Raw genomic sequence first — 19,126 nt, 5'->3', positions numbered from 1 at the left:
TCGCTGTTAGGCGGCGCCGCTTAGCCTGATCAGAGTCACGGCCGGGGCGTCCCTGGTTCCGTCACCGAGAAGGGAGCAAGCGGATGGAGTGGGGACCACCCCGATGGTTCGCGGGCCCGACCGCCCGACTCGGCCTGCGCCGTGGCACCGCCCGTGCACGCTTCACCGCCTTGTACGTCGCTCTGTTCCTGCTCTCCGGGACGGTGCTGCTCGCCATCGCGGCCGTGGTGGCGTCCGGCGGATCGCGGTCCACTCAGGTCGCGCCCGGCGGCGACACGGGTCGGCCCACCACGGCGGCACAGGCCCAGGGCCGCATCGATCAGTTGGAGCAGGAACTGGCCCAGGCGCACGACACCCAGTCCAAGGAGATCCTGATCGGGTCCGCCATCGCGTTCGGTGTCATGACGGTGGTCTCGGTCGGTCTCGGCTGGTTCGTCGCCGGCCGGGTGCTGCGCCCGCTGCGCATGGTGACGGCGGCAACCCGCCGGATCACCGCCGACAACCTGCACGAGCGCCTGGCGGTCGACGGCCCCCGCGACGAAGTGAAGGACCTCGCGGACACCATCGACGACCTCCTCGGTCGCCTGGAGGGCTCCTTCGACGCCCAGCGTCTCTTCGTCGCCAACGCCTCCCACGAACTGCGCACCCCGCTCACCACGATGCGGGCCTCCCTGGACGTGGCCCTCGCCAAGCCGGGCCCCGTACCCGACACGACGGCCACGCTGGCCGCCCGCATGCGTACCGAACTCGACCAGGTGGACCGGTTGTTGGAGAGCTTCCTTGTCCTGGCGCGCACCCGGCACGGTGAGTTCACCGACGCGGGACGGCTCCCCCTGGGCCAGGTCGCACGGGCCGCCCTGAACGCACGAGCCGGGGACATCGAGGCCAAGGGCCTGACGGTCCGCGAAGAGGGGATCGACGGCTCCGCGTGGGTGTGGGGCAGCCGGACGCTTCTGCGGCGCCTGGCCGACAACGTGGTCGACAACGCGATAGCGCACAACGACTCGGGAGGCTGGATCGGCGTCGAGGTACGGGGCGAGGAAGGCGAAGGCGACGACGGAACCGCGGTGTCCCTCGTCATCGAGTCCAGCGGCCCGGTCCTGGAGCAGCGGCGGGTGGCGGACCTCGCGCTGCCCTTCCGCCGCCTCGGCGCGGATCGTACCGGCACCGGCCGGGGCAGCGGCCTCGGACTCTCCATCGTCGCTGCCATCGCCGAGGCGCACCGTGGCGCCCTGGACCTCCAGGCCCGCGCCGACGGCGGCCTGCGCGTCACCGTGACTCTTCCCCGCACCGATGACAGGACGGCGGGAGCCCCCGGCTCGCCGCACGGCACAGGAATGGACGTGGCACGGTGAGAGTCCTGGTGGTCGAGGATGCCCGCGCCCTCGCCGAGGTGATCGCCGAAGGGCTGCGCGACCAGGGGATGGCCGTGGACCTGGCCCACGACGGGATCGACGCCGCAGCCAAACTGGACGTCAACGCGTACGACGTCGTCGTGCTCGACCGCGACCTGCCCGGCATCCACGGCGACACCCTCTGCCGGATGATCAGCGAGCGGGACGGCCGTGTGATGGTCCTGATGCTGACCGCCGCCGCCTCGCCCGGCGACCGCGTCAGCGGCCTGACCCTCGGCGCCGACGACTACCTCGCCAAGCCCTTCCATTTCCCCGAACTCGTCCTGCGCATCCGCTCCCTGGCCCGCCGCCGGCCCTCCGCCCGGTCCCGCACTCTGCGCGCGGCGGGCATCGAACTCGACCCGCTGCACCGCACAGCAGGCCGCGACGGTCGCCGGCTCAACCTCTCCGTCAAGGAGTTCGCGGTGCTCGAAGCCCTCCTGGACGCGAGCCCCGCCTTCCTCAGCGCGGAGGACCTCCTCGAACGGGTCTGGGACGAGCATGCCGACCCGTTCACCAACACCGTCACCGTGACCATCAGCCGCCTGCGCCGCAAACTCGGCGACCCCTTGGTCATCACCACCACACCCGGCGTGGGTTACCGGATCGTCGACCCGGCCGACTGAGCCGACGGCACGGGTCAGGGCGACGAAGTGGGTGCGTCATCCGAGTGACTCGGGTGTGCCGGACCGCGCGTCCGCTCACTCCGTCCACCCAGTGGGTGGACGCGCCCAGGTGAAGGCCGTCGCGATCACAGAGGCGCATCGTCCGACCAGCGAACCCGCTTCGAGGCGATCACCCACGGCCCAGACCGCGGGCCGCCGTCCGGGTGCTTCCCGCCGTGGCTCACCAACCCCGAGCCGAGCCGGACTTAGCGTGCTGAGCACGCCTGTCTCCGGAAAGGGAGAACAAACGTGCTCAAGGGCTTCAAGAACTTCCTCATGCGCGGCGACGTCATCGTGATCGCCGTCGGTCTGGTCATCGCGCTGGCCTTCTCCACCCTGATCAAGGCGTTCACCGACTACGTCGTCAACCCGATCGTCGCCCGGTTCCAGGGCGGTGACTCCGCCGGACTGGGCTGGCAGCTCGGAGAGGAGGGGAACGCCGCGACGTACCTCGACATCGGGGAGTTCATCTCGGCGCTGATCTACTTCCTCATCTTCGTGGCAGTCGTGTACTTCCTGATCGTCGTGCCGTACAAGCACTACCAGGCGCGCCGCGGTATCACCGCCTTCGGCGAGCCGGGGCCGGTGAAGACCTGTCCGGCCTGTCTGGCCGAGGACATCCCCGAGGCGGCCACCAAGTGCCGCTACTGCACCAGCGAGCAGCCACCCGCGGGCGCGCCCGCCTGACAGGGCCCTCGCTCGAACGGCATCCTGGCGCAATCGCCCCCGGATCCCGCACCTCCGGATCGAGCACCCTGACCGGGCGGCCACGCGCAGGCGCGAAACCCGGATGCTGTGGGGGGACCGTCGGCGGTAGGTTGACATCGACGCGACGGGGGAGAAAACGCCCCCGAGGGGCGGGCGAAGCAGGGGGGCGACGCCGATGATGTTCGGGTACACGGACGAGTGGTGGGCGCTGCTCATGCTCCCGACCCTGTTGTGGGTGCTGTTCGGGCCGTTCGCCATGGTCTCGCTGGGGGTGTGGTGCGCCTCGGCGCCCGGTCGACGGCCTCGGCTGTGGTCGGTGCTGGTCCCGCTGACACCGGTGCTGACCTCGGCGATCCTCATGACCTTCCCACTGAGCAGGTGGGAGCGGCCGCGACGGGTGGACGGCGGCCTGGATCCGCCGGCGAACCTGGAGGACTTCCTCGGCTACCTGGTCGTGTACATCGGAGGCATCACGGTGTTGCCCTGGCTGCTCGGCTACGGCATCACGCACCTGGTGCGCTTCATACGGTCCCGCCGACGAGGCCCGAACGCCCCGCCGGAACAGAACGCTCTTTGAGGCTCGGTCACCCCCTCGCCGCGGCGGAGTTCTGAATCTGCGCCACGACGCGCGCCCGAATCACCGTCGCCGTTTCAGCGCATGCGTCATGCGGGGCAGTTCATCGTCGATCATCCGGCCGGCCAGCGCACCGCCGAAGACGACCACGCCCACGGCGACGAGCCATGTCTCGATGACGAGGAACGCACCGAACGGGCCGTAGGTGACGGCGCTCGATGCGATCAGTGGAGAGAAGACGAGCCGGGAGAAGATTCGCAGTCCGAGCAGTCCCAGCATGGTGGACACCGCTCCGGGCAGCAGGGCGAGCCAAGAGACCCGGCCGCCGAGCAGCAGCCGGTGGGACCACCAGAAGAACAGGATGCCGCTCACCACGACGACACCACGAGCCGGGTCGCGCCACAAGGATGTGACCGCGAACAGGTAGAGCACCCCGATGAGGACTGCCAGCCACACCACATGCCGCCACCTCGCCCGCCAGCGGGCCGGGGGCAGATCCCAGGCCTTCTCGTAGCCGCTCTGCACCACTGTGCCGAACGAGAGACCGAACACCGTGAGCAGGGCGAGGCTGAACGCCGTCGTGGTCCGCAACACCCGTCCCGGCAGAGCGAACAACCGCTCGATCTCGTCCCTGGCGGCCGCCGATACGCCGAGTCCGTCCCCCAGCCACTGAGCGAACCCCCTCCCACCCGCCGTATCCGCGGCCGACACGACGATCAGCAGCGGTACCAGCGTGAGGAAACCGAGCGCAGCGAAGCCCAGCGAACGTTGCCACAGCTCCAGATCGCTGATCCGCCCCCACCGGTGCCCGGCCCGCGATCGGCGGATCACGCTGCGTGTCCGACCGAACGGGGACCATCGCCTTGCAGGATCGGTGGTCATCGTCTTATCGGAGCCCGGGCCGCTGCCGGTAGTGCAGCAGGGTGCGGCCGTACTCGACGGAGAGGTGCCGTGCCGGCTGGCCGAGTTTCTCCGTTGGGTACCCGCGAGCCTGGATGAGCGAGGTGACGAGTCGACGGCGCCGCTGCATGGTGCGATCCGTGGCCACCGCTCTCAGGGCGACCACCATCACGGTGATGGCCGAAAGCGTCCCAGTCGACATGGGGGCGGCTCCCTTGATCGTTTTCGGATACGGCCCCACGCGGCGTGGCTGCCCCCTCGCTACCTGTCCGAAACGGTTCCGCGCAGAAGGCCCCAGCAGGCCGCAGGCGTAGCGCGTGGAATCGTGTCCGAGCGGCAACGGGCGTCAGCAGTACGTCCCCCGGCAGACACCGTGCGCTGCGGGGCTGCCTCATCGGCCACTTCGCGGCCGTGGAGATCACCTCCTCGCCCGGATCCGCTCGCCTGGCCGCGGCGATGCGGCGCACCGTAGCAGGCCGAGCGGCGGAGTTCTTCTACGCCGAGCACGTCGAGGCCGACGCTGTTCACGAGCAGGTCGTCCGGCGAGAGGTCATCGCAGGGCTCTTCGAGGACGAGCCCCACCTGGAGGCCGACATCGCCTTGGCACGGCTGGCACGGAAGCGGATCCGCGTCCTGCGTGGTGACCTGACGATGCCGGTCGCGGTACGCACCTTCGACCTGGTCGTCAGCAACCCTCCGTACGTCCCCGGCCCGCTCGACGCTCTCCCCATCGAGGCTCAGCGCGGGCGTGGGAGGCCGGGCGTGACGGTCGGCTGATTCTCGATCGAATCTGCCAGGAAGTGCCTCGCCTGCTGCGGGCCGGCGGTGTGCTCCTTCTCGTGCACTCCGCGCTGAGCGGAGAGGCCCCTACCCTTGCGGGCTTGCGGGCGGCCGGATTGAGGGCCGAGACCCTGGAGCGGGCAGCGGTGCGATTCGGTCCCGTCCTCAGGTCCAGGCGATCGTGGTTGTGCAGCCAGGCCCTTGTGTAGTCAGGTGACGAGTCGGAGGAGCTGGTGGTCATCCGTGCCGAACGAACCCGCTGAGAGCGTGTGTCGCATCACTGCCCAGGCGGACGGGCCGATGCTCATGGAAGGTCCGGTCGAAGTCGTTCTGGAAGACGGCACCCGCGTCACGTCGGACCGGTTCTGCGTTGCGCTCTGCACATGCCGCCGCAGCCGTCACCATTCCTGGTGCGACACCAGCCACCGGCGCCGGACACGGCCAGGACCGTCGAGAACCGAGGGAGCAGGCGACGAGGCGTCGAATCCCGACTCCTGAGTTCGTGCGTCACTCCGTGGAGTCGACCGCACGACAGCCGGAGAAGGAGTGGTCAACGAAAGCGGTAGGCCCTGGAGGCGCTCCCGGGAGCGTGGATGTATGCCGGGTACGTGGGTAGTCGCTTGTTCCGCGGTGAGAGGAACGCGCAATGAATCTCACGGATGCCTGGGAACGGCCTGCTTCCGATCCGACTGCCCGGTCGGTCCGGCCGGGTTCTGGGGCCCATGAAGCGCTGCCGGCCGACCACACGCAGGCCATTCTGGAGACCACCAAGGCGATCGGCTCCTTGCTCAAGACCTCGGGATGCCCGTTCGCGCTTGTCGGTAGCGTCGCCGCGTACGCGCACGGCATTCCCGTCCCGCTCCAGCACGACACCGACTTCGCCCTGCGGCGAGAGGACGCCGACACGGTCGTCCAGCTGCTGGAGCGGGAGGGTGTGCAGATCGTCGCCCCGGCCGAGGACTGGCTGATCAAGGCCCGCGCGGGCGGGGAGGACATCGATCTGATCTTCGCGCTGGCCGGCCGCCCGGTCACCAGCGAACTCCTCGACCGGGCGGAGCACCTGCCCGTGGACTCCGTCCACATGCCTGTCCTGGCCCCGACCGACATGATGACCAGCCGACTTGCGGCGCTCTCCGAGCATCACTGCGACTTCGGCGCGCTGCTGCCGCTGGCGCGTGGTCTGCGGGAGAAGGTCGATTGGGACCGGGTACGCCGCGAGACCGGCGACGCAGCGATGGCGGCGGCGTTCCTGTACCTGCTGGAACTGCTCGATGTCATTCCGGTGGCCGCTCCCCACAAGCAGAGGGGTGACGATGACACTCGGTGACCAGGGGGCGTACCCGGTCGAGTACCGGATCGCGCATCTGCGGGAGCGGCTCGCGAAGGAGGACCTCGGAGAGCTCGGCGTACGCGTCGAACTGCGGGGCGGAACGGTGCTGCTCACCGGCACGGTGCAGACCGCCGAGCGGCGTGGCGAGATCCTACGCCTGGCGCACGCCGAGTTCGCGGGCCTGCCCGTCCGCGCCGATCTCGTTGTCGCGGGCGCCGAACCCCCCGCCCGGCACGAGGAGATTCCGTGACCGGCCACGGCGCGGCGACGGCCGCGGCTCAGGCAGTGCGTGACGTCGTACGGGTAGCGGCCGTCGGCGACATCCACCTCGGCCCCGACTGCAGCGGACTGCTCCGTCCCGCCTTCGAGACACTGCCGGAGTGTGCCGATGTCCTGCTGCTGGCGGGGGACCTGACGCGGCACGGCACGGTCGCCGAGGCGGAGGTGGTGGCCGAGGAGGTGCGCCATCTCGGGGTGCCGGTGGTGGCGGTGCTCGGGAATCACGACTACGACGCGGACCAGGCGGCAGGCGTCACGCGCACACTGGAGGCGGCCGGGGTAGCCGTCCTCGAAGGGCGCGCCACGCGAGTGACGGTGGGGGAGTACACCGTGGGCATCGCCGGGGTGAAGGGCTTCTGCGGAGGATTCGCGGGCCGCAGTGCGGGTGAATTCGGCGAGCCGGAGATGAAGGCCTTCGTCCGTACGACCCGGCTGGCTGCGGACGGGCTCCGGCACGCGCTCGCGGGGCTGGCGGCCGGCGGGTGCCGGATACGGATCGCACTGACGCACTTCTCTCCGGTGCCGGACACCTTGGCGGGCGAGCCGCTGGAGATCTATCCCTTCCTCGGGAGCTATCTGCTCGCGGAGGCCATCGACGCGGCGGGAGCGGACCTCGCCGTCCACGGCCACGCGCACCTCGGCGCGGAGCACGGCACGACGGCGGGCGGCGTCCGTGTCCGCAACGTGGCCCAGCCGGTCATCGACCGGGCCTTCGCACTCTACGACCTGCCACTCGATCGGCTGAGCGAGCCTGTGCCTGCGAGCGGTCGTGTCCGAGGCATCCGGTGACTGAGGAGGCTGTCCGCCGCACACGATGGTGTCGTCAGCACGGGTATCGAGCGCGTTCGTCGCCGCCGCCCGGCTCCCCCGACTTCGTGTACCTCCCATCGATCACCCCGCCGTAGAGGCCCGCCTCGGAGATGATTCAGGGCGTCACCGACGAGAAGGGGCTCTCGCCGAGTCGCTGCAGCAGCTCGGCAGGATCTCGGTAGACGGCGGCGGCGCCTGCCTCTTCCAGGTCGTGGCGGGGGATCCCGCCGCACAGCAGTCCCACGCACGTCACACCGGCCGCCGTGGCGGCCTTCATGTCCCACACCGTGTCGCCGACGAACACCGCCCGCTCGGGCGATACCCGCGCCGACTCCAGGGCCTGCTCGACCGGTTCGGGTGCGGGTTTGCCGTCCTCGACGTCATCGGCGGTGGCCGTATCCGAGATCGCGTCGTCGGCGTCGATGGCACGGCGCAGGGCTCTGAGCTCGTTGTCCTTGGCGGAGGTGACGAGCAGGACTGTCCAGCCCTGCCGCGCGAGAACCCGCAGCAGTTCGGAGGCCGAGTCCAGTGCGGGAAGTCGGTCGAAGTACGTGGCGTAGAGGGTGTCATGTGCGGCAGTCAGGCGATCGTCCTCCGAACGATCACGGCCCTCACCCAGGACATGATCGAGCAGATCCTCGCCGGGAAGACCGACGGCACGATGGATGGCGTGCATCGGGACGGCGTGCCCCGCCTGCCGCAGGGCCTCCCACCACGCGGTGACATGCAGATGGTTGGTGTCCGTGAGGGTGCCATCGACATCGAACAACGCTGCGCGGCTCATCTCGACTCCCTCACCTCACACCTCGCGCAGGGCGGGCAGCAGCTTCGTCTCCGCCCAGTCCAGGAACGGGGCTTGGTGGTCGCCCCCGATCTGGACCAGGGCGACCTCGGTGAACCCGGCTTCGACATAAGGGTGCACGGCCTCGACAAAGGCTTGCACATCGTCGCCGCAGGGAATCGCCTCGGCGACGTCCTCGGGACGCGTGTGCGCCGTGGCTCCCGCGAAGCCCGCCGGGCCGGGCAGCTCGGCATTGACCTCCCAGCCGCCGAGGGCCCAGCGGAACTGCTCGTGTGCCCGAGCCACCGCCGCGGCGCGGTCGGGGTCGTAGCAGACCGGGAGCTGCCCGATGCACGGCTTGCCGGCGCCACCGTGCGTCGCGAACGCGCTCAGCAGGTCCTTCTCGGGCTCAGTGGCGATCAGTACGTCCGCGCGGCGGCCCGCCAGCTCGCAGGACCGCTCTCCGGAGACGGCGATGCCGATCGGAGGCGGTGTGGGGGGAAGGTCCCAGAGCTTGGCGTTCTCCACGTCGAGATGCATGCCGTGATGAGTGACGTACCCGCCGTCGAACAGCCCGCGAATGATGCCCACAGCCTCCTCCAGCATCTCCAGCCGGACGTGGGCGGCCGGCCAGCCGGGCCCGACGATGTGTTCGTTCAGGTTCTCGCCGGAGCCGAGGCCGAGGCGGAAGCGGCCGTCGCACAGCACCTGCATCGTCGCGGCCTTCTGCGCGATCACCGCGGGGTGGTAGCGGAAGGTCGGGCAGGTCACGAACGTCATCAGAGGGATGCGTGACGTCGCCTGCGCCGCCGCGCCCAGAACGCTCCACGCGTACGGCGCATGCCCCTGGGAGTCGAGCCAGGGGAACGAGTGGTCGGAGATGACGGAGAAGTCGAAGCCCACACGCTCTGCTCCGACGACATGCGACACCAGCTCTTGAGGACCGGCCTGCTCGGTCATCATGGTGTAGCCGATTCGTACCATATGAGGCGCCTTGCCGTAATCTGCCGCAATGAAACCCTCCGTAATCCGCACCTAGGCACGCGGCGGACCGGCGTTGAATCGCCCCTCACTCGGACGAGTCGTCGAGGGGGCGTGTGCTCGGCCGTCCGTGGCGAGAGTCTGCTCGTCGCAGTTGTTCACGGCGCGATCCTCGCCGGCGCCCCCCGCCGCCTCACCGGCACCTGGCCGGGCTGATCACGACGCCGGCGCGATCAGGCGGCGCCCGACGTGCCGGTGGGCGGAGTACGCGCCAGCCTGGGAGGAGCTCTTCCGCACACACGACTCGGAGGTTCTCCGGAGTGGACCGACCTCGACAGCCCGGCCCGCGCGGATGGCTCGGACGTGCGAAGCGGAGTGCCTCCGCCTTCGGCGAGCGTCGAGCGCGGCTCCGGGCCCAACGGGAAGCCGAGGACGACGGAGCGTGGGACGAGTCGCTTCCTCCGGAGCTGCGACGCGATGGCGGGCCGAGGCCCCCGAGTGCCGCGGCTTCGGTGCCCTGGGCCGTTCGGGTGGCCGCGGAGGCCGGTTGGCGGTTCCTGGTGCTCGCGGCCACCCTCTGGGTGCTGATGCGGGTCATCGGAGCGGTACGGCTGGTCGTGCTCGCCTTCGTGGTCGCCCTTCTGGTCACCGCGCTGCTCCAGCCGACGGTCGCCCGGCTGCACCGTCACGGACTCTCCCGTGGTGCGGCGACGGCGTCGACGGCGACCTGCGGATTCGTGCTGCTCGGACTGGTCGGATGGTTTGTTGTCTGGCAGGTGCTCGACAACCTCGGAAACCTCTCCGAGCGCGTTCAGGAAGGCATCGACGAACTCAAGCAATGGTTGCTGGACAGCCCGCTCCACGTCACGGAGAAACAGATCAACGACATTGCCGAAGCCCTGAGCGACACCATCGGCAACAGCACGAGTGAGATCACGTCCGCCGGGCTCCAAGGCGTGACCGTGCTGGTGGAGGTGATCACCGGGCTGTTGCTGGCCATGTTCGCCACCCTCTTCCTGCTGTACGACGGCAAGCGCATCTGGCTGTGGTCGCTCAAGCTGGTCCCCGCCGCGGCACGCCCCGGTGTCGCCGGCGCCGGCCCGCGCGCCTGGCGGACCCTCACCGCATACGTGCGGGGCACCATGATCGTTGCCATGATCGACGCCGTCTTCATCGGCGTGGGAATCCACTTCCTCGGCGTGCCGCTCGCCGTTCCCATCGGCGTGGTGATCTTCCTGTCCTCCTTCGTGCCCCTCGTCGGCGCCGTCGTCTCCGGGGCGCTCGCTGTCGTCGTCGCGCTCGTCACCGAGGGCGTCTTCACGGCGCTGATGGCGCTGATGGTCGTCCTCCTGGTGCAGCAGATCGAAGGGCACGTGCTGCAGCCGTTCATCCTGGGCAGGGCTGTGCGGGTCCACCCACTGGCGGTCGTCCTGGCCGTCGCGACCGGCGGCATCGTCGCGGGTATCGGCGGGGCCGTGGTGGCGGTCCCGCTCGTCGCCGTGGGCAACACCGTCGTCGCATACCTCCGCGCCCATCCTGCTGGGACCGTGCCGGACGCGGCGCACTCCCAAGTGGCTCCGGGCGGGGAGCAGGAGGCGGACACGGAGGAGGGCGCAGACCAGTGACCATTGAGGAGGCTGACGGGCTGACCTTCGTGGCGGGACGTCCGCGGCGGGCTCCGGGCCGGCGGGCGGGCGGCGGAACGTACGGCGTGCCCCGCCGGTTCGTCGACACCGAGGGCCGGGAACTCACGCGGGAGTCACCGCTTCCGTACCGTCCACCAGCCCACGTCGCGGGCACAGGATGGGTCACAGCGAAGTTCGCCGCCGCGCTCCCCCAAGTGCGGTCGCCTGGGCACTGTACGGGTGGGAGCGCGGCATGCACTGGTCGGCTCACCAGTAGTGTCGGCGGCCTCCGACCGCGTGTCCGACGGATCCGAGGATCCACAGGACGGCGCCGACGACGACCAGGACGATCCCGATGGTCCAGAGGATGGCGATGCCGGTGAGGAGTCCGATGATGAGGAGAATGACTCCGACGAGGAGCATGGTGTGCCTCGGTTTCTCGTTGGGGCCAGGCTCGTGGCGAGGCCACTGCAGACGGCGGGCGGCGAAGCCGGTAACGTTCCGCCACCCGTGCGCAGCGACTGCCCGCATCCCGCTGTTCTATGTGTCATCCCGGCTTCGGGTCAGGACGCCACGGTGGCCGGCCGGGCGCATGGAGCTCCGCACGATCCGGAGATTGTCAGGTCGTCCCCCGCCGGAGGCCGATGGCCCGGCATCTCCGAACTCCGTAGGATCGCCGAGCCCTTCCCGTCCCCTCCCTTCCCGGCAATCGACTGCCGCGACACGTCGGGACCAGCCGCCAGGATGCTCCACGCTCAAGATCAGATTGCTGCCCGCAGCGTTCGTGCTTCGGCCGTGCGACGCCCGCCCAAGTCGCCACGCCCCCGTCGTGGCCTCAGCCCAGCACCTCGGTCGATGTTCGACGTGTCGGGAGGTCTCAGCCCTGACAGGTGACGAAGATGGTCGTGTCCGTACCGTCCGAACTGAGGGCGTTTCTGTGAACTGTCGCTGTGCTGTAGCGGCCTGCCTGGAGCGATCCTGCGGTGAAAGCTGACGAGCCGACGGGGAGTGGGCTGGGTCCCGTTCTGGCCTGGGTGCTGGAGCGGTCGCACGACGCGTCCGCCGGTGAACTGCCCGTCCTGATCGATGAGGCCGCGCGGCGCCTGGGGGCCACAAGGGCGCGCGTGTACGTGGCCGACGTACAGCAGGCGGGGCTGGTGGTGCTCCCCGTTCGCGAGAGTGCGGGCCGGCGGTCGGATCCCTCGGCGGCGGGCGACGGCGACAGACTCGCCATCGACGGCTCACTGGCCGGCCTGGCCTACCGCACCCAGCGGGTGCAGTTGGGCAGCGACGGCACCACCGCCTGGCTGCCGCTGAACGACGGGATCGAGCGCGTCGGAGTCATGGAAGCGGGCCCAGGACTGGATGCCGGCTGGTTGGACTCCTGCAAGGCCCTGGCAAGCCTGGCCACGCTGCTGGTCATCTCCAAGACCACCCACAACGACCTTCTCATCACACGAGGTCGCAGCCGCTCCATGACGCTCCAGGCCGAACTTCTGTGGGCGTTCCTGCCGCCGAGAACGATCGGGACCAGAGAGGCCACGTCGACCGCTGTGCTGGAGCCGGCCTACGACATCGGCGGCGACGCCTTCGACCACGGATTCACCAACGGACGCCTGCACCTGGCACTCCTGGACGCCATGGGCCACGACCTGGCCTCCGGCGGCGCGAGCGCGGTCGGCCTGGCAGCCTGCCGATCCACCCGCCGCTCCGGCGGCACCTTGCCGGACATCGCCAGAACCATCGACCGCACCCTCGCCCAGTGGATCCCGAACCGCCTCATGACCGGGATCATCGCCGAACTCGACACCGTGCGGGGAGAGCTCACCTGGGTCAACTGCGGCCACCCCGCGCCCTTGCTGATCCGCGACGGTCATGTGCTGACCGATGCTCTGGAAAGACCTGTACAGCTTCCCCTTGGCTTCGGATTCCACGCCGAATCGGCCCCGGCGCAGCACCGGACGCGGTTGGAACCCGGCGACCGTGTCCTTCTCTACAGTGACGGCGTCACCGAAGCACGTTCGACCGACAATCAGCTGTTCGGTGAAACCCGCCTCGCCGACACGATCATCCGCTCCATGGCGGCAGGCGACCCCGCACCTGAAGCCCTCCGCCGCCTGATCGAGAACCTCCTGACGCACCAGAGCCATCACCTCAACGACGACGCCACCATCCTCCTCGCGGAATGGCACCCCACCCACTGAGACCGGGGCTGCTCCCGGCGGCCCGCCGGAGTGCGAGCGTGTGTCATGCAGAGCGCTGAGGAAGCGGTGCTCCGATCTCCAACGCTCGCCTCAGACCCAGGAGCTCGGGATCCCACTCGTCACAGGCATCACCTCGCGCGTCACAGGCATCGACCTGCGTGACACCCCGGACACCCGGGCCTTGGATCCTCGACGCGCACTGCTCGGTCGTCGAGTTCGCCGGCCGTGTCGGCCTGCGGTTCGTTCTGGAAGGGACCCGGCGTGCCTCACGCAGCACTCCGGGATACGGGTGGGATCTTGAAGGCCGGGAGACTGCGCGTTCCCGTGTGTGGGCCGCACGCGGTCGAGGGGTCGTGACTGAATCCCATGAAAGGGGAGCCGCCCATGTCGGGTCTGGATGCCTTCACGGAGGCGCTCGATCTCCCCGTGCACCTGGTGACGGCTGTGGCCGCTGACGGCGAGCGCGCAGGGTGCGTCGTGGGGTTCGCTTCGCAGTCCTCGATCCACCCGGCGCGCTTCACGGTGTGGCTGTCCCGGAAGAACCACACCTATGGCGTGGCCTGTCGCTCCTCCCACCTGGCGGTGCACGTTCTGAGGCGTACGCGGATGGAGACCGCGCGGCTGTTCGGAGAGGAGACCGGCGACGAGATCGACAAGTTCGCCCGGGTTGACTGGACGCCTGGGCCCGGCGGCGTACCCGTACTCTCCGACGCATGCGCATGGTTCGTCGGCCGGGTGGAGACCCGGTGGGACGGTGGAGACCACGTCGGCTTCCTGCTCGCTCCGGTCGCCGAAGGTTCCGCGCCACCTGTAGCCGACCGGACCGATCTCCTGCGCCTCAGCGACGTCACCCACTTCTCGCCCGGTCATCCGGCCTGAGACCGGATGACTGTCCGGCACGGTCGCCTTTCCTCTCATGCGTACGCAATGTCGACCACGGCGACCCTGATGCTTTCAGTCCACGCAGTGGACGCTCCGGCGAATGGCAGGGCCGTTAAGGCCGATGCTCCGGGTCGTCGGGGGACCGGCGGCGCAGGCCGCCGCCGGAACCCACCGCTACTGGGGCGGCACTCTCGACGGACGGCTGGTCGAGGCTTCCGAGCCCGCCTGCAGTCTCTTGGAGTCCGCCCCGCTCCCGGCTGCCGCCGCATGCAGCGCCCGCAGGGCGACCAGGAGTACACCGATGTCGTCCAGGTAGACCGGGTCCGGGATCAGGTCGATCGGCGAGACCGTGTACACCACCGCCGCCCAGAACAGGGCCTTGTGCTGCAACGGGACGCCGGCGTCGACCAGCAGCCTGCGAGCCTGGAAGACGCGTACGAGCAGAACGGCCGCGAATCCCGCCACCACGAGCACGAGAACCACGGCCACGATGAGCCAGAGGGCGCTGTCCATGCTGCTCTCCTACCCCTGTAACGTCCCGGCCGCGCCTATCGTCCGCGGAGGTTCCAGGTTACGACGCCAGGCCCGCTGTCCGGCCTCATCGGCCGTACCCGGCGGCGGTCTCTCCGCCCGCCGCACCGGTGACACTGGCGTGCGCCGGGTTTGACCGCCTGAGAAGCGGCAAGCCGAACCGACAGGCGCCCAGCAAGCAGTGACGAACAGCCAGCCAGGAGTCACTATCCAGGAAGGCAGTCATGTCGACCCTGACCGCAGTTCTCATCATCGTGGCGACGGTCGCCGCGCTAGCGGCGGCCGGTGTCCTGCTCCGGGCCCGCACGGGCACGGGCAGCGGCACGCGCTCCCTCAAGCGACGCTTCGGCCCCGAGTACGACCGCACCCTCGAACGGCACGGCGGCGACAGCGAGTCCGCCCACCAGGACCTGCGCGAGCGGGTCGAGCGGCACGGCGGCATCCGCCCTCTGCCGCTGGAGCCGGAGATCCGCGAGCACTACGCCGCTCAGTGGACCATGCTCCAGGAGCGCTTCGTCGACGCGCCACGGCAGGCCGTCGCCGACGCCGACGAGTTCCTCACGCGGATCGCCGCGACCCGGGGCTTCCCGGATCCCGATCGGCGCGAGGAGCAGCTCGCCGCCCTGTCGGTACACCATCCGCACCACGTGGAGGGCCTGCGCACGGTACGCCGTGCGGTGCACTCCAAGTCCGCCTCCACCGAGGAGCTGCGGGAGGCGCTGGTTCACGCACGTGCCCTGTTCGAGGACCTGACGGCGGCCGGGGATTCGACCGGCAACGGGGATGCCCGAGCACGCTCGGTGTCCGGGCGACACCGCGGGCATCTCCTCAGGCCGGGAAGTGGCGCGTGATGGGACGCGAGGACCGGGACCAGTGGACAGCCGGTGGTGCCGATGGAGAAGCGCGGCGTGAATCCGCGCCCCAGAGGGCCCCGGGCGCGGCGGGCGGCGCCGGCGGGCCGGCGTCCGGCGGAACCGGGGGAGCCCCTGCCGCGGCCGTGCCCGCCCAGCGCACCGGCCATCCAGCGACACCACCCACCGCACCGCCGGTGAGCGCGTCCCCGCCGCCCACCCCGCCTCCGGCGAAGCCTCTGCCGCAGGCGCCAGAGCCCGCCCGCCCGTCCGAGGACCCCGGTGCCACGGGCCGGAGCGGCGGGAGCCGTACGAACGCTCCCGCCGCGCCCCCCGCCGCGCCGCGCGGACGGGACACGACGGGCCGGCCGGGCGACGGCCACGCTTCCGGCGACGGTCGCAGTCCGGACCACGGCGACCGTGGTGAGTACGACGTCAACGGTAGGGGCGGCTCTGTATCCGGTACGGGTCACGGGCCCGCCGCCGGCGGCGACGGAGGCCCTGCCGGACAGCTGCTCGGCGATGGCGAACGCGACCGCCTCGGACAGCGTCTGCACCACGCGCTCGCAGGGTTCGTCGACTCGCCCCACGACTCGGTCGCCGAGGCGGCCGAGGTCCTCGCCGCGGCGGAGCAACAGCTCATCGCCTCCCTGAGGGACCGCCGCACCGCGTTGCGGGCGGGCTGGCAGGAGAACGGCGATCCGGATGGGCCGGGCCCCGACACCGAGCAGCTCCGGCTCACCCTGCGGACCTACCGCGAGGTGACGGAGCGGCTGCTCAGGGCGTGACCCGGTACCACCCACCGCAGCGCGCAGAAGCCCCCTGGACCCCATGGGGGGCTTCTGCGATGACGGGCCGCGGAACCCGCGCACTCGCGCCGACCGGACCCGGTCCGGCCGGGCCAGCCCAGACACGCCTAGTGCGCCGCATGCCGTCGTTGCCGGGCGCCCGGATCGAGGAAGACGCCGCCGCGGTCATCCGTACGGCACCAGCGGCGTCCACCGCACCCGCCCCACGCGTGGTCTCCAGAGGGGCCCCGTCAGAGTTCCTTCCGGCGGGGCTTCTGGCGCGTTTGACGGGCAACACTGCAGAGCAGCCGACGGTCGGCGCATCCCTGGAGTGGCTCCCAACCAACCCCAGAACGAGACTGGTTGGGAGTGATGACCCGCTCGCGGGGCACCCGTAACACATGGAAGCAGACGCAGAAGGAAGGGCCCCGCGCAGGTGGCCTGCTGTCGCCGTCGTGCTCGTCGTGCTGTCCCTGGTCCTCTTCCTCCTGGGGCGGTTCGTCCACGTGCCGGGACTGGACGACGTGTTCGGCGTCGACACGCGGGACCGTTCCGGTCCGGCGGTGCTGAAGTCCATCCAGGACATGCACCGGTACGAGGGCGCTGCCGGCAACTACCAGGTCGTGGTCGACCTCGAGAAGGACGCCCGGCTGCTGCCCGACTCGATCCGCGGGACTCGCACGCTCTTCGTCGCGAGCGGCAGCGTGGCCGCGTACGTCGACTTCGGCGGCATCGGCCGGGGCAGCGTGACCGTCGACGAGAAGCGCAGCGCTGCCACCCTCCGTCTGCCGCATGCGCAGCTCGCCGAGCCGTCCGTGGACCCCAAGCGCTCCTACACCGTCTCGAAGCAGCGCGGCCTGGTCGACCGACTGGGCGACCTGTTCTCCGACAACCCGGCCGACGAGCACGCCGTCCACGTCCTCGCCGCCGACCGCATCGGCGCCGCCGCCAAGGAGAGCGACCTGACGCTCCGGGCCGAGAAGAACACCACGTCGATGCTCCAAGGCCTGCTCCGCGCCCTCGGCTTCGAGCAGGTCACCGTCACGTACTCGCCATAGCCGGTTCCCGCCCGGGATCCATGCGTCGAAAGGGTGTCCGGTCCGCTATCGGGGGCACCCGCAACCATCTTGGAAATATGCGGAGTTGGGGCTGCCATGACGTCACGTACCGGATGGCGCCGCGTCACGACCGAGCGGCAGCAGAAGCAGAAGGAGACGAAGAAGGGGAAGGAGAAGACCCCAGGGGCGGGGCCCGGGCGCTTGTTCCGCGTCGGCGTCACCGTGCTGGCCCTCGCGGCGATGGTGGCCTTCGGCGTCGTCCTCGCCCGGCTGACCCTCCAGCCATCGCCGGCGTCGGAGATGCTCACCCACGCCAACCTCCGGCCGGGGGACTCGATCCGCGCCTACCTCGCACAGCCTGCCTTCCGGGACACCGTCAAGCAGCTCGGCGGCAACGTTCTTCTGGGCGTGCCGTTCGGCCTGCTGCTACCGGTCGTGTCCCCCCGTAGCCGGGGGTTCGTGGGGATCACCCTGCTGACGGTGGCGACGATGCTCCTGGTCGAACTGATCCAGGGGGCCCTGGTCACGGGGCGAGCCTTCGACATCGACGACGTGCTGCTCAACACTACGGGCGCGCTGCTCGGCTACGCTCTGGTGGGTCGCCGCATGGGCAGGGCGGTGCATCCGCGGCACGGGCGCCGCTGGTGGTGGCAGCGCCGCACCTGACCAAGGGCGGGCTGGCGACGGCGGTCCCGCCGTACTCCCTCATCTGGAGGAAACTGGTTCGCCCTGGCCCCGTGGGTCCGTACCGGCCACGCAAGCGGGGCTGACCTCGCATGCCGTCCCGTGGCACCGCGTCGAGTACGTGTGCGAAAGTGACTCGGTGACCACGCCCGAGAAGACCGACCACCGCCTCCTCTTCGGCTGCATGGGCCTGGGGGGAGGCTGGGACGCACAGCCCCACACGGCCGCCGACATCGACGCTGCGGAGGCAGCCGTCGAGGCGGCGCTGGACAGCGGCATCACCGCCTTCGACCACGCCGACATCTACCGGCACGGAAAGTCGGAAGCCGTCTTCGGCGAGGTCCTCGCCCGCTCGGCCGGGCTGCGCGACCGGATCACCCTGCAGACCAAGTGCGGCATCCGCCTGGCCGAAGGAGACCGGCCCGGCCTGTACGACCTGCGAGGCACCTCCATCGTCCGCAGGGTCGAGGAGAGTCTGGAACGGCTGCGCACCGACGTCCTCGACGTCCTCCTCCTGCACCGCCCCGACCCGCTGGCCGACCCCGCCGACATCGGCGCCGCCCTGACCTCGCTCCACCGGCAGGGGCTCGTCCGCCGTTTCGGAGTCTCGAACATGAACTCCGCGCAGATCGCCCGGCTCCAGGCCCATATGGACCTGCCGCTCGTGGCCAACCAGCTGGAGATGAGCCTGCACCAGCGCGCCTGGCTGGAGGACGGCATCCTCGTCAACACCCCGGAGTCCGCGGCCAACGGGTTCCCCGCAGGTACCGTCGAGCACTGCCTGACCCACGGCATCGGGCTTCAGGCATGGGGCGCGCTGGCACAGGGGCGCTACACCGGGGCACAGCAGACCCCGCAGGAGACGGCCACGGCCGCGCTCGTGACCTCGCTCGCCGAGGCCAAGGGCACCACGCCGGAGACGATCGTGCTCTGGTGGCTGCGGCGCCACCCGGCCCGTATCGCCCCCGTCATCGGTACGTCGAACCCGGAGCGCATCCGAGCCTGCCGAGACGCCGCGACGAGCGAGCCCGACCTCAGCCACGACGAGTGGTACGCCCTGTGGATCTCCGCCCGCGGCGCCGCGCTGCCGTAGCCACGACGAGCCTGCCGGCGGAGGGCTAGGAAGAACGGCCTGCGCTGCCCGCCCAGGGGCGAACAGGACGCTGTGGGCGCCATCCCTCGACGGGGTGGCGCCCACGCCCGTGTCCCCCTCCTGGACGCGTCCCGTCGCAACCGGACCTCGGCCACCCGCGTTCGTCATTTCTGCCGGCCGCATCCGTACTTGTCGGGTGTGCGCGGTG

General features: G+C 70.3%; 22 protein-coding genes and 1 pseudogene. 17 read left to right on the top strand and 6 right to left on the bottom strand.

Annotated elements, in window-relative coordinates:
• Positions 1-83: 83 nt before the first annotated feature.
• The 4 genes from ACFVZW_RS07960 to ACFVZW_RS07945 all read left to right on the top strand — a co-directional run bounded on the left by ACFVZW_RS07960 (position 84) and on the right by ACFVZW_RS07945 (position 3,344).
• Positions 84-1,355 (top strand): sensor histidine kinase, encoded by a 1,272-nt coding sequence (locus tag ACFVZW_RS07960; protein ID WP_384518329.1) that lies wholly within the window; start codon positions 84-86, stop codon positions 1,353-1,355.
• Positions 1,352-2,020 (top strand): response regulator transcription factor, encoded by a 669-nt coding sequence (locus tag ACFVZW_RS07955; RefSeq protein ID WP_384518326.1) that lies wholly within the window; start codon positions 1,352-1,354, stop codon positions 2,018-2,020. Before ACFVZW_RS07960 ends, ACFVZW_RS07955 begins: the two co-directional genes overlap by 4 nt.
• A gap of 288 nt (positions 2,021-2,308) precedes the next feature.
• Positions 2,309-2,746, top strand: coding sequence for an MscL family protein (locus ACFVZW_RS07950; protein ID WP_384518323.1), 438 nt, complete (start codon positions 2,309-2,311; stop codon positions 2,744-2,746).
• 196 nt (positions 2,747-2,942) lie between these two features.
• The gene (locus tag ACFVZW_RS07945; protein ID WP_384518320.1) at positions 2,943-3,344 is read left to right on the top strand and encodes a hypothetical protein; all 402 of its coding nucleotides are present in this window, start codon (positions 2,943-2,945) and stop codon (positions 3,342-3,344) included.
• A gap of 60 nt (positions 3,345-3,404) precedes the next feature.
• Here the strand turns inward: ACFVZW_RS07945 and ACFVZW_RS07940 are convergent, their stop codons facing one another.
• Both ACFVZW_RS07940 and ACFVZW_RS07935 read right to left on the bottom strand, forming a co-directional pair.
• Positions 3,405-4,223, bottom strand: coding sequence for a ribonuclease BN (locus tag ACFVZW_RS07940; RefSeq protein WP_384518317.1), 819 nt, complete (start codon positions 4,221-4,223; stop codon positions 3,405-3,407).
• 4 nt (positions 4,224-4,227) lie between these two features.
• Complete coding sequence (locus tag ACFVZW_RS07935; protein ID WP_384518314.1) at positions 4,228-4,443, bottom strand: hypothetical protein; 216 nt, start codon at positions 4,441-4,443, stop codon at positions 4,228-4,230.
• Positions 4,444-4,604: 161 nt separating this feature from the next.
• Between ACFVZW_RS07935 and ACFVZW_RS07930 the strand changes: the two are divergent.
• The 5 genes and pseudogenes from ACFVZW_RS07930 to ACFVZW_RS07910 all read left to right on the top strand — a co-directional run.
• Positions 4,605-5,018 (top strand): annotated as a pseudogene (locus tag ACFVZW_RS07930) (iron-containing redox enzyme family protein); the annotation flags it as partial.
• Positions 5,019-5,264: 246 nt separating this feature from the next.
• Positions 5,265-5,519, top strand: a complete 255-nt coding sequence (locus tag ACFVZW_RS07925) for a CDGSH iron-sulfur domain-containing protein (RefSeq protein ID WP_384518312.1) — start codon at positions 5,265-5,267, stop codon at positions 5,517-5,519.
• 148 nt (positions 5,520-5,667) lie between these two features.
• A complete protein-coding gene (locus ACFVZW_RS07920; protein WP_384518309.1) occupies positions 5,668-6,348 on the top strand; it encodes a nucleotidyltransferase family protein in 681 nt (226 codons plus the stop codon).
• Positions 6,335-6,601, top strand: a complete 267-nt coding sequence (locus tag ACFVZW_RS07915; RefSeq protein WP_384518306.1) for a BON domain-containing protein — start codon at positions 6,335-6,337, stop codon at positions 6,599-6,601. Before ACFVZW_RS07920 ends, ACFVZW_RS07915 begins: the two co-directional genes overlap by 14 nt.
• Positions 6,598-7,419 (top strand): metallophosphoesterase, encoded by an 822-nt coding sequence (locus ACFVZW_RS07910; protein WP_384518303.1) that lies wholly within the window; start codon positions 6,598-6,600, stop codon positions 7,417-7,419. The genes ACFVZW_RS07915 and ACFVZW_RS07910 overlap by 4 nt, the downstream gene beginning before the upstream one ends.
• Positions 7,420-7,555: 136 nt before the next feature.
• Here ACFVZW_RS07910 and ACFVZW_RS07905 read toward each other — a convergent pair whose 3' ends face one another.
• Both ACFVZW_RS07905 and ACFVZW_RS07900 read right to left on the bottom strand, forming a co-directional pair.
• Positions 7,556-8,224, bottom strand: coding sequence for an HAD family hydrolase (locus tag ACFVZW_RS07905; RefSeq protein ID WP_384518301.1), 669 nt, complete (start codon positions 8,222-8,224; stop codon positions 7,556-7,558).
• Positions 8,225-8,239: 15 nt separating this feature from the next.
• Entirely contained in the window at positions 8,240-9,205 is a 966-nt protein-coding gene (locus ACFVZW_RS07900; RefSeq protein ID WP_384518299.1) for an LLM class F420-dependent oxidoreductase, read from the bottom strand.
• A gap of 317 nt (positions 9,206-9,522) precedes the next feature.
• On the opposite strand from ACFVZW_RS07900, the gene ACFVZW_RS07895 reads away from it, so the two are divergent.
• The gene (locus ACFVZW_RS07895) at positions 9,523-10,827 is read left to right on the top strand and encodes an AI-2E family transporter (RefSeq protein WP_384518296.1); all 1,305 of its coding nucleotides are present in this window, start codon (positions 9,523-9,525) and stop codon (positions 10,825-10,827) included.
• A gap of 267 nt (positions 10,828-11,094) precedes the next feature.
• Here the strand turns inward: ACFVZW_RS07895 and ACFVZW_RS07890 are convergent, their stop codons facing one another.
• Positions 11,095-11,250, bottom strand: a complete 156-nt coding sequence (locus ACFVZW_RS07890; RefSeq protein ID WP_384518293.1) for a DUF6131 family protein — start codon at positions 11,248-11,250, stop codon at positions 11,095-11,097.
• Between the two features lie 611 nt (positions 11,251-11,861).
• Between ACFVZW_RS07890 and ACFVZW_RS07885 the strand changes: the two genes are divergently transcribed.
• Both ACFVZW_RS07885 and ACFVZW_RS07880 read left to right on the top strand, forming a co-directional pair.
• Positions 11,862-13,031 (top strand): PP2C family protein-serine/threonine phosphatase, encoded by a 1,170-nt coding sequence (locus tag ACFVZW_RS07885; RefSeq protein ID WP_384518290.1) that lies wholly within the window; start codon positions 11,862-11,864, stop codon positions 13,029-13,031.
• 384 nt (positions 13,032-13,415) lie between these two features.
• Positions 13,416-13,910 (top strand): flavin reductase family protein, encoded by a 495-nt coding sequence (locus tag ACFVZW_RS07880; protein WP_384518287.1) that lies wholly within the window; start codon positions 13,416-13,418, stop codon positions 13,908-13,910.
• Positions 13,911-14,087: 177 nt separating this feature from the next.
• Here ACFVZW_RS07880 and ACFVZW_RS07875 read toward each other — a convergent pair whose 3' ends face one another.
• Complete coding sequence (locus ACFVZW_RS07875) at positions 14,088-14,426, bottom strand: YkvA family protein (protein ID WP_384518285.1); 339 nt, start codon at positions 14,424-14,426, stop codon at positions 14,088-14,090.
• 242 nt (positions 14,427-14,668) lie between these two features.
• Between ACFVZW_RS07875 and ACFVZW_RS07870 the strand changes: the two genes are divergently transcribed.
• The 5 genes from ACFVZW_RS07870 (at position 14,669) to ACFVZW_RS07850 (ending at position 18,918) form a co-directional block, all read left to right on the top strand.
• Positions 14,669-15,295 carry a hypothetical protein gene (locus ACFVZW_RS07870; protein WP_384518282.1) on the top strand — a complete coding sequence of 209 codons (627 nt, stop codon included), beginning with the start codon at positions 14,669-14,671 and terminating at the stop codon, positions 15,293-15,295.
• 197 nt (positions 15,296-15,492) lie between these two features.
• Positions 15,493-16,083 (top strand): hypothetical protein, encoded by a 591-nt coding sequence (locus ACFVZW_RS07865; protein ID WP_384518279.1) that lies wholly within the window; start codon positions 15,493-15,495, stop codon positions 16,081-16,083.
• Positions 16,084-16,484: 401 nt separating this feature from the next.
• Complete coding sequence (locus tag ACFVZW_RS07860; protein WP_384518276.1) at positions 16,485-17,141, top strand: DUF4230 domain-containing protein; 657 nt, start codon at positions 16,485-16,487, stop codon at positions 17,139-17,141.
• Positions 17,142-17,237: 96 nt separating this feature from the next.
• Positions 17,238-17,807 (top strand): VanZ family protein, encoded by a 570-nt coding sequence (locus ACFVZW_RS07855; protein WP_384518273.1) that lies wholly within the window; start codon positions 17,238-17,240, stop codon positions 17,805-17,807.
• A gap of 157 nt (positions 17,808-17,964) precedes the next feature.
• Positions 17,965-18,918 carry an aldo/keto reductase family oxidoreductase gene (locus ACFVZW_RS07850; RefSeq protein WP_384518270.1) on the top strand — a complete coding sequence of 318 codons (954 nt, stop codon included), beginning with the start codon at positions 17,965-17,967 and terminating at the stop codon, positions 18,916-18,918.
• Positions 18,919-19,126: the final 208 nt, after the last annotated feature.

The sequence above is a fragment of the Streptomyces sp. NPDC059567 genome, from assembly GCF_042735655.1.
Lineage (GTDB): Bacteria > Actinomycetota > Actinomycetes > Streptomycetales > Streptomycetaceae > Streptomyces.
The sequence above is the reverse complement of the archived record's forward strand: the minus strand, read 5'-3'. Positions and strand labels throughout refer to the sequence as shown.